The sequence below is a fragment of the Streptomyces sp. NPDC057438 genome (genome assembly GCF_042802995.1).
In the GTDB taxonomy this organism is placed as follows: domain Bacteria; phylum Actinomycetota; class Actinomycetes; order Streptomycetales; family Streptomycetaceae; genus Streptomyces.
This window is the reverse complement of sequence record NZ_JBHVDD010000018.1, coordinates 24062-37667: the sequence shown is the minus strand read 5'-3', so window position 1 is coordinate 37667 and position 13606 is coordinate 24062. Positions and strand designations below refer to the sequence as shown.

At 71.8% G+C, this 13606-nt stretch carries 9 protein-coding genes and 1 pseudogene; 8 read left to right on the top strand and 2 right to left on the bottom strand.

What is annotated here, in order from left to right; all coding sequences use genetic code 11:
- Window position 1 precedes the first annotated feature (1 nt).
- From iolB to mmsA, 3 genes are read left to right on the top strand one after another with little or no spacing between them, the layout of a single operon-like run.
- A complete protein-coding gene (gene iolB / locus ACFU5F_RS13210) occupies window positions 2–850 on the top strand; it encodes a 5-deoxy-glucuronate isomerase (protein ID WP_383886167.1) in 849 nt (282 codons plus the stop codon).
- Window positions 847–2745, top strand: a complete 1899-nt coding sequence (gene iolD / locus ACFU5F_RS13205; RefSeq protein WP_383886164.1) for a 3D-(3,5/4)-trihydroxycyclohexane-1,2-dione acylhydrolase (decyclizing) — start codon at window positions 847–849, stop codon at window positions 2743–2745. The genes iolB and iolD overlap by 4 nt, the downstream gene beginning before the upstream one ends.
- Before the next feature lie 16 nt (window positions 2746–2761).
- On the top strand, window positions 2762–4264 hold the full coding sequence (mmsA, locus tag ACFU5F_RS13200) for a CoA-acylating methylmalonate-semialdehyde dehydrogenase (RefSeq protein ID WP_383886162.1): 1503 nt from the start codon (window positions 2762–2764) through the stop codon (window positions 4262–4264).
- 221 nt (window positions 4265–4485) lie between these two features.
- Here the strand turns inward: mmsA and ACFU5F_RS13195 are convergent, their stop codons facing one another.
- A complete protein-coding gene (locus tag ACFU5F_RS13195) occupies window positions 4486–4869 on the bottom strand; it encodes a VOC family protein (protein ID WP_383886160.1) in 384 nt (127 codons plus the stop codon).
- Window positions 4870–5261: 392 nt separating this feature from the next.
- Here ACFU5F_RS13195 and ACFU5F_RS13190 point away from each other — a divergent pair, with 392 nt between their 5' ends.
- The 4 genes and pseudogenes from ACFU5F_RS13190 to ACFU5F_RS13175 form a co-directional block, all read left to right on the top strand.
- Window positions 5262–7919 (top strand): alpha/beta fold hydrolase, encoded by a 2658-nt coding sequence (locus ACFU5F_RS13190; RefSeq protein ID WP_383886157.1) that lies wholly within the window; start codon window positions 5262–5264, stop codon window positions 7917–7919.
- Window positions 7916–8812 (top strand): ABC transporter permease, encoded by an 897-nt coding sequence (locus ACFU5F_RS13185; RefSeq protein WP_383886155.1) that lies wholly within the window; start codon window positions 7916–7918, stop codon window positions 8810–8812. Before ACFU5F_RS13190 ends, ACFU5F_RS13185 begins: the two co-directional genes overlap by 4 nt.
- Window positions 8813–8982: 170 nt before the next feature.
- A complete protein-coding gene (locus ACFU5F_RS13180) occupies window positions 8983–10587 on the top strand; it encodes a von Willebrand factor type A domain-containing protein (protein WP_383886152.1) in 1605 nt (534 codons plus the stop codon).
- A gap of 220 nt (window positions 10588–10807) precedes the next feature.
- Window positions 10808–10911: pseudogene (locus ACFU5F_RS13175) on the top strand (IS481 family transposase); the annotation flags it as partial.
- Here the strand turns inward: ACFU5F_RS13175 and ACFU5F_RS13170 are convergent.
- Window positions 10908–11552 (bottom strand): chorismate mutase, encoded by a 645-nt coding sequence (locus ACFU5F_RS13170; protein WP_383886147.1) that lies wholly within the window; start codon window positions 11550–11552, stop codon window positions 10908–10910. The pseudogene ACFU5F_RS13175 and the gene ACFU5F_RS13170 sit on opposite strands and share 4 nt — an antisense overlap.
- Before the next feature lie 122 nt (window positions 11553–11674).
- Here ACFU5F_RS13170 and ACFU5F_RS13165 point away from each other — a divergent pair, with 122 nt between their 5' ends.
- On the top strand, window positions 11675–13600 hold the full coding sequence (locus tag ACFU5F_RS13165) for an AMP-dependent synthetase/ligase (RefSeq protein ID WP_383886144.1): 1926 nt from the start codon (window positions 11675–11677) through the stop codon (window positions 13598–13600).
- Window positions 13601–13606 lie beyond the last annotated feature (6 nt).

Below are 13606 nucleotides of genomic sequence, written 5' to 3'. Positions count from 1 at the left end.
CATGACACAGAAGACCGAGCTGTACGTACCCAAGGGCGCGACCGCGAACGCCCGGTACACCGTCGACATCGACCCGAAGCGGGCCGGCTGGACCCACAGCAGCCTGCGCGTCGTGGAGTTGGGGCCGGACGGGACGCACTCGTTCACGACCGGGGACAGCGAGTGGATCGTGCTGTCCCTGGGCGGCGGTTGTACGGTGCGCGTGTCGGAGGAACCGGGCAATTCAGACGGTGGCGGTGTCACCGAGTTCGAAATCCTGGGCAGGGAGAGCGTGTTCGCCGGAGTCTCCGACTTCGTGTACGCGCCCCGCGACGCCCGGGTACAGATCGCCTCCGGCGCGGGAGGCCGCTTCGCTTTGGCAGGAGCGAAGTGCGAGCGACGACTCCCCGCTCGTTACGGCCCCGCGCCGGAGGTCCCCGTGGAGGACCGGGGCAGCGGCACCTGCGCCCGCCAGGTACGCAACTTCGCCTCCGCGGACGCCTTCGAGTGCGACAAGCTGATCACCGTCGAGGTCATCACCCCCGGCGGCAACTGGTCCTCGTACCCGCCGCACAAGCACGACGAGAACCGCCCCGGCGAGGAGACCGAACTCGAGGAGATCTACTACTTCGAGATCGACGGCCCGAACGGCTTCGGCTACCAGCGCGTGTCCCCCTCCCGCGAGGGCGGCTCCGAAGTGCTCGCCGAGGTCCGTTCCGGGGACGCGGTCCTCGTGCCCGACGGCTGGCACGGCCCGTCCATCGCGCAGCCCGGCCACAGCATGTACTACCTGAACGTCATGGCCGGTCCGGGCCCCGAGCGGCAGTGGCGGATCTGCTTCCACCCCGATCACACGGAGGGGTACCGATGAGCACGACGATCCCGTCGACGACGCGGCTCACCGTCGCCCAGGCCCTCGTCCGCTTCCTGTCCGCCCAGTACACCGAGCGCGACGGCGAGCGGCGGCGGCTGATCGGCGCCACCTGGGGCATCTTCGGCCACGGCAACGTCGCCGGCCTCGGCCAGGCGCTGGTCGAGTACGCGGACGACATGCCCTACCTCCAGGGCCGCAACGAGCAGGCGATGGTCCACGCCGCCGTCGGCTACGCCCGGCAGTCGAACCGGCTGTCCACGCACGCCGTGACGACGTCCATCGGCCCCGGCGCCACCAACCTGGTCACCGGCGCCGCCCTCGCCACCATCAACCACCTCCCGGTGCTGCTGCTGCCCGGTGACATCTTCGCCACGCGGCCGGCGGACCCGGTCCTCCAGCAGCTCGAAGTGCCGTACGCGGGCGACATCAGCGTCAACGACACGCTGCGCCCGGTGTCGCGGTACTTCGACCGGGTCACCCGCCCCGAGGCGCTGATCCCGGCCGCGCTCCAGGCGATGCGCGTCCTGACCGACCCCGTGGAGACGGGGGCCGTGACCCTCGCCCTGCCGCAGGACGTGCAGGCGGAGGCGTACGACTGGCCGGTGGAGTTCTTCGCCGAGCGGACCTGGAACGTGCGCCGCCCGGCGGCCGACGTCGCCGAACTGGCCGCCGCGATCACCGCGATCCGTGAGGCGCGTCGCCCCCTGATCGTCGCCGGCGGCGGTGTCCACCACGCCCGCGCCGAGGAGACGCTCGCCGAACTGGCCGCCGCCACCGGCATCCCCGTGGCGTCCACCCAGGCCGGCAAGGGCTCCCTGCGCTTCGACCACCCGCAGGACGTGGGCGGCATCGGCCACACCGGCACCGCGACCGCGAACGAACTCGCCCGCACCGCCGACCTGGTCATCGGAGTCGGCACCCGCTACACCGACTTCACCACGGCCTCGAACACCCTCTTCGCCGCCGACGGTGTCCGCTTCCTCAACCTCAACATCGCGCCCTACGACGGCCACAAGCTCTCCGCACTGCCGCTGATCGCGGACGCGCGGGCGGGCCTGGAGGCGCTCAGCGAGGCCCTGGAACTGCACGGGCACCGGGTCGCGGACGACTACGTCGCCGAGTACGCGCAGGACAAGCAGCGCTGGGAGCACCGCGTCGACGCCTGCTACGAGGCCGACGAGCCGGACACCCGGCCCACCCAGGCACAGGTGCTCGGCCTCCTCGACGAGATCGCCGACGAGAGCGACATCCTCATCAACGCGGCCGGTTCCCTCCCCGGTGACCTGCACAAACTGTGGCGGACCCGGTCCCGGGACCAGTACCACCTGGAGTACGGCTACTCCTGCATGGGCTACGAGATACCGGCCGCCATCGGCGTCCGGCTGGCCGCTCCCGGGCGCCCGGTGTGGGCGCTGGTCGGCGACGGCACGTATCTGATGATGCCGACCGAGATCGTCACCGCCGTCCAGGAGAACGTCCCGATCAAGGTGCTGCTCGTGCAGAACCACGGATACGCCTCCATCGGCGGCCTCTCCGAGTCGGTGGGCGGGGAGCGGTTCGGTACCGCGTACCGCCACCGCGACCCCGACGACGGCACGTTCACGGGCGCCCCGCTGCCGGTGGATCTCGCCGCCAACGCGGCCAGTCTCGGCATGCGCGTCCTGCGCGCCAAGACGGTCCGCGACCTGCGCGCCGCCCTCGCCGAGGCGCGGGCGGCCGACACTCCCACTTGTGTCTACGTGGAGACCCAAACGGCAGACACAGTGTCGGGCCCGCCCCCCGCGCAGGCCTGGTGGGATGTACCTGTGGCCGAGACCGCGACCCGCGCGTCGGCGGTCAAGGCACGCGAGCAGTACGACCGGCACGTCTCAACCCGACGCCGCCATCTGTGAGAAGGAGTTTCTCGGCATGACGAAGATCGTCAACCACTGGATCGGCGGCAAGACCGTCGAAGGCGCGTCGGGTACGTTCGGGCCGGTCACGGACCCGGCGACCGGCGCGGTCACCACCAAGGTCGCCTTCGCGACCGTCGACGAGGTCGACGCGGCGGTCCGCACCGCCAAGGAGGCCTTCGTGACCTGGGGCCAGTCCTCTCTGGCCCAGCGCACCTCGATCCTGTTCAAGTTCCGCGCGCTGCTCGACGCCAACCGCGACGCGATCGCGGAGCTGATCACCGCCGAGCACGGCAAGGTGCACTCGGACGCGCTCGGCGAGGTCGCGCGCGGCCTGGAGATCGTCGAGCTGGCCTGCGGCATCAACGTGCAGCTGAAGGGCGAGCTGTCCACGCAGGTCGCCAGCCGCGTGGACGTCTCCTCCATCCGCCAGCCGCTGGGCGTCGTCGCGGGCATCACGCCGTTCAACTTCCCGGCGATGGTCCCGATGTGGATGTTCCCGATGGCCATCGCGACCGGCAACACCTTCGTGCTGAAGCCGTCCGAGAAGGACCCCTCGGCCTCCGTCAAGATCGCCGAACTCCTCTCCGAGGCCGGTCTGCCCGACGGCGTCTTCAACGTCGTCCACGGCGACAAGGTGGCCGTCGACCGCCTCCTCGAGCACCCGGACGTCAAGGCCGTCTCCTTCGTCGGCTCGACCCCGATCGCCCGCTACATCCACACCACGGCCTCGGCGAACGGCAAACGCGTCCAGGCCCTCGGCGGCGCCAAGAACCACATGCTGGTCCTCCCGGACGCGGACCTGGACGCGGCGGCCGACGCCGCGGTCTCGGCGGCCTACGGCTCGGCGGGCGAACGCTGCATGGCGATCTCCGCGGTCGTGGCGGTCGGCGCGATCGGCGACGAACTCGTGGAGAAGATCCGCGAGCGCGCCGAGAAGATCAAGATCGGCCCCGGCAACGACCCGACGTCCGAGATGGGCCCGCTGATCACGGCGGTCCACCGCGACAAGGTCGCTTCCTACGTCACGGGCGCGGCGGCCGAGGGCTGCGAGGTCGTCCTCGACGGCACGGGCTTCACGGTCGACGGCCACGAGGACGGCCACTGGATCGGCATCTCGCTCCTCGACAAGGTCCCCACCTCCGCGAAGGCGTACCAGGACGAGATCTTCGGCCCGGTGCTGACCGTGCTGCGCGTCGACACCTACGACGAGGGCATCGCCCTCATCAACGCCTCCCCGTTCGGCAACGGCACCGCGATCTTCACCCGCGACGGCGGCGCCGCCCGGCGCTTCCAGCTGGAGGTCGAGGCCGGCATGGTCGGCGTCAACGTCCCGATCCCGGTCCCCGTCGGCTACCACAGCTTCGGCGGCTGGAAGGACTCCCTCTTCGGAGACCACCACATCTACGGCAACGACGGCACCCACTTCTACACCCGGGGCAAGGTCGTCACCACCCGCTGGCCCGACCCGGCCGACGCCCCCACGGGCGTGGACCTGGGCTTCCCGCGCAACCACTGAGACCACGCTGCGCATGCCCGCTGACCTGCACCCTCTTGGTCAGCGGGCATCGCCGGTCCGCTCAGGCTCCGCACCAGTGGTACAGGGCCGAGCCACCCGAGGGCATCGAGGAGGACGACGAGCTGTGATCGGCGGCGCAGCGGTACGCGGCCGTCGAGCAGGAGCGGTGTGCGTCCGAGGCCAGGGCGGACCGGGCCGCACGGAGTGGCGCGCTGCGGCCGTCAGGAACCCATCGCGACTCGGTCGGACTCGCTGCCAAGAACGCAGAATTCGTTGCCTTCGGGGTCGGCCAGGACTGCCCAGCCAGAGCCATCGGGCTTCCGGTGATCGGTGACAAAGGTGGCACCGAGGCCGAGCAGCCGTTCCAGCTCCTGTTCACGCGATGTCTCAGGGCGCAGACACAGATGGACCCGGTTCTTGATCCCCTTGGACTCGGGCACCTGATTGAAGTGCAGTACCGGGCCCTCCGCCAGCAGCACCTGAGTCTCCCGGTCACCCGGTCTGTCCTCCGGGTGCAGCGGACGGCCAGTCACTCTGCTCCAGAACCGGGCCAGCTCGTAGGGATCCGCACAGTCGATCGCGACGTTCTGCAACACCGAAACCATGCGCGCGAGCCTTCCTCACTCCCCCTCCGGACGCCACCGAGTTGCGCACAGCCTTCGCGCACACAGCAGCCACTTCGATACACGCTCCGTCACTATGTGCCGTGTGCGTCCCTACCGAGCGGCGTAGGGGGCGGCGGTGGTTGCTCGACGGTGTGGGGCAATGACGGGACGCTGCAATTCGAGGCGCAGCGACTCTGTCCGGCCCACCGACACTCCCGCCACCCCGTTTCCGGCGGCGAGGCCCGACTTATCAGGTTGCTGTCAGGCCCCCTCCCCACCCCGGTATACCGCACCCGCTGTATACCGAATTCCCCCCGTACGACCGTGGGATGTCCCACCCCTCCCCCCTGAGGGGGCCGAGACACCCCACCACACCCCCGTACCGTTGACGCATGGATCTTCGACTGACCGGCCCGCGCCTGCGCGGAGCGCTCCGGCGGAGGCCGCGTCGCGCTCTCGCCGCCGCGGCCGCCGTCGTCGTGCTCGCGGGCGCCGGCACCTGGACGGCCGCCGCCTCGGACGAGGCGGCGCCGGTGAAGCGCACCGACCGGGCCGTGGACACGGCCGAGGGCGTACGCATCGACACCTCGTACTTCACCTCCGGCGGTGACGGCCGCCGCCCGGCCGTCCTGCTCGGCCACGGCTTCGGCGGGAGCAAGAACGACGTCCGCGAGCAGGCCGAGGCCCTCGCCCGCGACGGCTACGCGGTGCTGACCTGGTCCGCACGCGGCTTCGGCAAGTCGACCGGCAGGATCGGGCTGAACGACCCGAAGGGCGAGGTCGCCGACGTCTCCAAGCTGATCGACTGGCTCGCACAGCGCCCCGAGGTACAGCTCGACACGAAGGGCGACCCGCGCCTGGGCATCGCCGGTGCCTCGTACGGCGGGGCGATCGCGCTGCTGGCCGCCGGGTACGACGACCGGGTCGACGCCATCGCGCCCGCGATCACGTACTGGAACCTGGCGGACGCCCTGTTCCCGAACGGCGTCTTCAAGAAGCTGTGGGCCGGCCTCTTCGTCAACACCGGCGGCGGCTGCGAGAAGTTCGAGACGCGGCTCTGCGAGATGTACCAGCGGGTCGCCGAGTCGGGGCGGCCCGACGCGGAGGCCGTGAAGCTGCTCGCCGCGCGCAGCCCCGAGGCCGTCGGCGACCGCATCAAGGTGCCCACCCTGCTGATGCAGGGCCAGACCGACTCCCTCTTCCCGCTCGGCCAGGCCGACGCCGCCGCCAAGGCGATCAAGGCCAACGGCGCTCCCGTGGACGTCGACTGGATCTCCGGCGGCCATGACGGCGGCGACATGGAGACCAGCCGGGTCCAGGCCCGGACGCGGGCCTGGTTCGACCGCTACCTGAAGGACGACAAGGGCGCCGACACCGGCTCCGCGTTCCGCGTCACCCGCACCCTCGGCACCGGCTCCGGCGACGGCGAGCCCCGTCTCGCCGGTACGACCGACGACACCTACCCGGGCCTGGAGGGCGACCTCACGAAGATCGCCCTCGCCGGACGCGAGCAGACCTTCGAGAACCCGGCCGGCGCCAACCCGCCCGCCATCTCCGCCCTGCCCGGCCTCGGCGCCGGCGGTGGCCTGGCCCAGCTGTCCTCGCTCGGCGTCGGCATCTCCCTCGACTTCCCCGGCCAGTTCGCCGCGTTCCAGTCGAAGCCGGTCGCCGACGACCTGCAGATCACCGGCTCGCCCACGGCCACGGTCCATGTGAAGTCGACCAGCGAGGACGCCGTCCTCTTCGCCAAGGTGTACGACGTCGGCCCGGACGGCAGGTCCCAGGTCCTCCCGTCCCAGCTGGTCGAGCCGCTGCGCGTCGAGGGTGCCAAGGCCGGCAAGGACGTGAAGCTCACCCTTCCCGCCATCGACCACGAACTCGACGACGGCCACCGCCTCCGCCTGGTCCTCGCCTCCACCGACCTCGGCTACGCCTCCCCGACGACCCCGGCGACGTACACCGTCTCCCTCAAGGGCGGCCTGGAGGTGCCCACGCCCCTCGGCGGGGCCGACCGCACGGACATCCTGCCCGCCTGGGTCTGGTACCTGCCGGTCGCCGGCGCCGTGATCGCGGCCGTCCTCCTCGTCACCGGACGCCGCCGGACCGTCACCCCGGCCCCCGACCCGGCGCTCGCCGAGGTCCCGTTGCAGATCACCGACCTGAGCAAGAAGTACAGGAACGGCGACCGGTACAGCGTCCGCGACCTCTCCATCCGCGTCGAGAAGGGCCAGGTCCTCGGCCTGCTCGGGCCGAACGGCGCCGGCAAGACGACGACCCTGCGCATGCTGATGGGCCTGATCCAGCCGGACGGCGGCCAGATCCGCGTCTTCGGCCACGCGATCGTGCCGGGCGCCCCGGTGCTCTCCCGCGTCGGCGCCTTCGTCGAGGGCGCGGGCTTCCTCCCGCACCTGTCCGGCCGCGAGAACCTGGAGCTGTACTGGGCCGCCACCGGACGTCCCACCGAGGACGCGCACCTCGACGAGGCCCTGGAGATCGCCGGCCTCGGCGACGCCCTGGCCCGCGCGGTCCGCACCTACTCCCAGGGCATGCGCCAGCGCCTGGCCATCGCCCAGGCCATGCTGGGCCTGCCCGACCTGCTGATCCTCGACGAACCGACGAACGGACTCGACCCGCCGCAGATCCGTGAGATGCGCGAGGTCATGATCCGGTACGCGGCGGCCGGCCGTACCGTCATCGTCTCCAGCCACCTGCTGGCCGAGGTCGAGCAGACCTGTACGCATCTGGTCGTCATGGACCACGGGCAGCTCGTCCAGGCGGGCCCCGTGAGCGAGATCGTCGGCTCCGGCGACACGCTGCTGGTCGGCACCTCCGAGCCCGTGGACGAACCACTCGTCGAGAAGATCGCCGCACTGCCGGGCGTCGGCTCGGCCGTCCGCGCCGACGACGGCCTGGTGGTCCGCCTCGCCGCCGACGGCAGCGCCCGGCGCCTGGTCGCCGAACTCGTCCGGCTGGAGGTCCCCGTGGAGTCGGTCGGCCCCCACCGCCGCCTCGAAGACGCCTTCCTCACCCTGATCGGAGAGTCCGCATGAGCACGCTGGCCGAGCGTGCCGAGCACGCAAGCCCCGGGTCCGCCGGGCCCGTGGAGGTCGCCGACGGCTACCGCGCGGGCCGCACCCTGCCCCTCGGCGTCGAACTGGTCCGGCAGCTGAAGCGCCGCCGCACCATGGTCATGTTCGGCATCCTGGTCGCCCTGCCGCTCGTGCTGCTGATCGCCTTCCAGGTCGGCGGCACCCCCGGCGAGGGCAACAACCGGGTCAACCTGATGGACACGGCCACCGCGTCCGGCGCGAACTTCGCCGCGGTGAACCTGTTCGCCGCCGCGGGCTTCCTGCTCGTCATCCCGGTCGCGCTGTTCTGCGGCGACACGGTCGCCTCGGAGGCCAGCTGGTCCTCCCTGCGCTACCTCCTCGCCGCACCCGTGCCGCGCGCCCGGCTGCTGTGGTCCAAGCTGGTCGTGGGCCTCACCCTCAGCCTGGCGGCGATGGTGCTGCTGCCGGTCGTCGCACTCGCCGTCGGCACGGCGGCCTACGGCTGGGGCCCGCTGGAACTGCCCACCGGCGGTGAACTCGCCACCGGCACGGCCGCCCAGGCGCTGCTGATCACGGTCGGGTACATCTTCGTGTCCCAACTGGTGACCGCGGCCCTGGCGTTCTGGCTCTCCACTCGCACGGACGCCCCGCTCGGCGCGGTCGGCGGCGCCGTCGGCCTCACCATCGTCGGCAATGTGCTCGACTCGGTGACCGCCCTCGGCGACTGGCGCGACTTCCTGCCGGCGCACTGGCAGTACGCCTGGCTGGACGTCGTCCGCCCGCAGCCCGAGTACACCGACATGATCCAGGGCGTCTCGGTCTCGGTAACGTACGCGCTGGTGCTGTTCGCGCTGGCCTTCCGCGGTTTCGGCCGCAAGGACGTCGTCTCCTAGGTCACCGGAGGATCACCCACCGGTCTCGGCGGGCGTCCGTCGTGGCCGCTTCGAGACGCATCCGCAACACCCCGTGGCGCACATCCGGGCCCCCCGCGCCGTCACAGTCACAACAGTCGCCCGCGAGCAACCCGCGGCAGGGCGACGGACGACGTGGCGAGGGGGCCCGGATGCACACGTATCGCAGGAGCACGCCGACGACCAGGAGGACGGGGCCGAGGCGGACGGCGGGGCGGCGGGCGAGCACCGCGCTCGTCGCCCTGGGCACCGCCTGCGCCCTGCTCCTCACCGGCTGCGGCGACAGTGGTGACGGGGGCGACTCCTCCTCGTACGACCGGGGAGGGAGCGGCGGAAAGGCGGACGGCTTCCCGGCCCCCGCGCCCGACGGCCCCGACTCCGGCGAACAGCGCGGCGAACGACAGGACGACGGCTCCGGCGACTTCGCCCCGTCCCCCGACCACCTCTCCACCTTCGCCCTCGACGTCGACACCGCCTCCTACGGCTACGCCCGCCGCACCCTGGACGAGGGCAGCCTGCCCGACCCGGCGACGGTCCGCCCGGAGGAGTTCGTCAACAGCTTCCGCCAGGACTACGAACGCCCCGACGGCGACGGCTTCTCGGTGACCGTCGACGGCGCCCGCACCGGCGCCGGGAACTGGTCCCTGATCCGTGTCGGCCTCGCCACCCGGGCCGCCGGGGGCGACCGTGAACGCCCGCCCGCCGCCCTCACCTTCGTCATCGACGTCTCCGGCTCCATGTCGGAACCGGGCCGCCTCGACCTCGCCCAGGACGCGCTGCGCACGATGACGAAACGGCTGCGCGACGACGACTCCGTGGCCGTCGTGACCTTCAGCGACGAGGCCGAGACCGTCCTGCCGATGACCCGCCTCGACGGAAACCGGGGCGAGATCCGTGAGGCGGTCGACAGCCTGGAGCCCACCGACTCCACCAACCTCGCGGCGGGCGTCGAGACCGGCTACGAGACCGCCGTCGAGGGCCTGCGCGAGGGGGCGACGAACCGGGTCGTCCTCCTCTCCGACGCCCTCGCCAACACCGGCTCCACCGACGCCGACACCATCCTCGAACGCATCGCGGGCGAACGCCGCGAGCACGGCATCACCCTCTTCGGCGTGGGCGTCGGCAGCGACTACGGCGACGCGCTCATGGAGCAACTCGCCGACCGGGGTGACGGCCACACCACCTACGTCTCCACCGAGGAGGAGGCGGAGAAGGTCTTCTGCGAGGAACTCCCGCGCCACGTCGACCTCACCGCCCGCGACGCCAAGGCCCAGGTCTCCTTCGACCCGACGACGGTCCAGGAGTTCCGTCTGATCGGCTACGAGAACCGGCGGGTCGCCGACGAGGACTTCCGCGACGACCGTGTCGACGGCGGCGAGATCGGCCCCGGCCACACCGTCACCGCCCTCTACGCCGTCCGCACCAGGAGCGGCACCGGCGGCCATCTCGCCACCGCCACCGTCCGCTGGCTGGACCCCGACACCCGCACCCCGCACGAGGAGTCGGCCGGCCTGGAGGCGTCGGCCCTCCACGGGAACCTGTGGTCAAGCTCCCCGTACGGCCTCCGGGTGGCCGCCACGGCCGCCTATTTCGCCGACTTCCTGCGCCGGCAGGACGACGGCCGGCCCGGCATCCCGGGCCGCCCGGCCCTGCGCGAGCTCTCCTCCCGTGCCGACGCCCTGGCCAGGGACCGCGAGGACGAGGACCTCCACGCCCTCGCCGAGGCGATCGGGGAGGCGGAGGTGTTGATGGGTTAGGGCCCTTCTGGCGGATCTCCGACGCCGCGGAGATCCGCCAGAAGGGTCCTAGGTGTTCTGTCCCGGGAGGTTGTGGACGGGTGAGCCAGGTCTCGGCTGAGGGATCTTGAACAGGTGAGGGCCTTCCGGTTCGGTGTGGATTGCGACGTCTACACCTGACCGAAAGGCCCTCGTGCCCCACCGTAATGCACCCCTGACCGAGGCCGAACGACGCGACGCCTTCCCCGGCTGGCTGCACACCTACAATCACCACCGCGGACACACCGCGCTCAAGGGCCAACCACCCGCCAGCCGCGCCCCAACCTCACAGGGCAATACAGCTAGGGCTTCGGCGCACAGACCGAGGGCAACGCCCGCTCCAGCCCCTGTCCGTGCAGCCTGTCCAGCCGGTGGCCGATCGCGGACCACAGCGCCGCCACCCGCAGCCGGGGCCCGCACGACGCCCCGGCCCGCAGCGACTCCGTCTCCTGGAGGGCGCTCAGCAGCTGGGTGGTGATCCGGTCGAGCACCGGCCGGACCTCCTTCACCAGGTCGGGCCGCTCGGTGGGCCGCTCCTCGGGGTGCGCGTCCCAGCGGGCGTAAAGACCGCGCTGCACCAGCTTGTTGGCCTCGATCTGGTCCCGGAACACGGCGGTGACGGCATCCGGGTCGAGGCCGAGCCCGACCGCCCGCGCCGCCACGTCGTCCAGGATCGCCTTCTCCCGCACGGGATCGTCGATCGGCGTGGTCGTCCCGTACTTCGCCGCCGCGACCTTGTCCGCGACGAGCAGCCGCTCGGCGAACAGATCGGTCAGGGCGGTGAGCGACCGGGCACCGGGAGCCGTACGAGAAGGAGCGGCGGACGACGCGGCGGCGACCGGCGAAGCACCGTGCGGAGCCAGGGCGGACGCGGAGCCGGCGGAGAGGCAGACGGAGAGGGAGGCGACTGCGGAGATCAGGGTGAGGCCGAAGCGGTGGGGGCGCATGATCCACACCTATCACGCGCCCCCTCTCGACCCTCGCAGTCATACCGAAGCATTGATATTTCCTTACGTACCGGTAAGTTGACTCGCCGGTAACGTGATTCATGGGGCCTCGGGGAGTGGTGATGGGCGTACGCGGTGAATTGAACCGGGCGAAACAGCGCGGCGGCCTGACCGACCGCGCGAAGACCGAGGTCGTCAGGGACGCGCGGGGTGTCGTCCGCGAGGCGCGCACGCCCGCCCTCGCGCCCCGCCCGGCCGGCGGCAGCATCGCCGACCTGCCCTTCGTCAACGCCACCGAGGCACCCGACGTGGTGGTCCTGCGCCGCGCCGACCGGCACGGCACCTACCGTCCGGTGACCGCCGCCGCCTTCGCCCGCGAGGTGACCGAGACGGCCAAGGGGCTGATCGCCGCCGGCCTCGAACCGGGCGGCCGCGTCGCGGTGATGTCCCGCACCCGCTACGAGTGGACGGTCCTCGACTTCGCCGTCTGGGCGGCGGGCGGCCAGTCCGTCCCCGTCTACGCCACGTCCTCGCCCGAGCAGATCGAGTGGATCGTCCGCGACTCCGGCTCCCGCTTCGTGGTCGCGGAGAGCGCCGAGAACGCGGAGGCCGTCGCCACCGCCACCGCCGGCCACTCCCAGCCCCCGCACGTCTGGCAGATCGACCGGGAGGCCCTCGCCCACCTCGCCGACCTGGGCCGGGGCGTCCCCGACGACGAGGTCACCAAGCGCCGCGCCGCCCTCACCCCGGACACGGCCGCGACCATCTGCTACACCTCCGGCACCACCGGCCGCCCCAAGGGCTGCGTCCTCACCCACGCCAACCTCCACGCGGAGGCCGCCAACACGGTCGAACTCCTCCACCCGATCTTCAAGGAGATCACCGGCCAGGCCGCCTCCACGCTCCTCTTCCTCCCCCTGGCCCACATCCTCGGCCGCGCGATCCAGATCGCCTGTCTGATGGCCCGTATCGAGATCGGCCACTGCCCCAGCATCAAGCCCGACGAACTGCGCCCCGCCCTGCGCAGGTTCCGCCCCACCTTCCTCGTCGGCGTCCCGTACCTCTTCGAGCGCATCCACGCCACCGGCCGCGCCACCGCCGAACGCATAGGCCGCGGCGCCTCCTTCGACCGCGCCCACCGCGTCGGCGTGCGCTTCGCCCGGGCCCACCTGGACAAGTTCCTGGACCGGGGCCCCGGTCCGACAGCCGGCCTGTACGCCGCCTGGGCCCTGTACGACCTGCTGGTCTACCGCCGCATCCGCAGGGAACTGGGCGGCCGGATGCGCTACGCCATCAGCGGCGGCTCCCCGCTCGACCGCGACCTCAACCTCTTCCTCTACGCCGCCGGGGTCATCGTCTACGAGGGCTACGGCCTCACCGAGACCACCGCGGCCGCCACCATCGTCCCGCCCCTGCAGCCCCGCCCCGGCACCGTCGGCAGGCCCGTCCCCGGCACCGCCGTGCGGATCGCCGACGACGGGGAGGTCCTCATCAAGGGCGGCATCGTCTTCCGCACCTACTGGAACAACCCGGTCGCCACCGACGCCGCCCTCGCCGACGACTGGTTCGCCACCGGCGACATCGGCGCGCTGGACGAGGACGGCTACCTGACCATCACCGGCCGCAAGAAGGACATCCTCGTCACCTCCGGCGGCAAGAACGTTTCCCCGGCCGTCCTGGAGGACCGGCTGCGCAGCCGCCCCCCGGTCGGCCAGTGCATCGTCGTCGGCGACAACCGCCCCTTCGTCGCCGCCCTCATCACCCTCGACCCCGAGGACGTCTCCCACTGGCTGCACGTGCGCGGCATGTCCCCGGACACCCCGCTCTCCGAGATCGTCGCCGACCCCCGGATGCGCGCCGACGTCCAGCAGGCCGTCGACCACGCCAACCAGGCCGTCTCCCGCGCCGAGTCCATTCGCGAGTTCAAGGTGGTGGAAGGCGAGTTCACCGAGGAGAACGGCCTGCTCACCCCCTCGATGAAGATCAAACGCCACGCCGTCACGGCGGCGTACGCGGCGGCGATCGAGTCGCTGTACGCGAAGAAGTGACCCGTG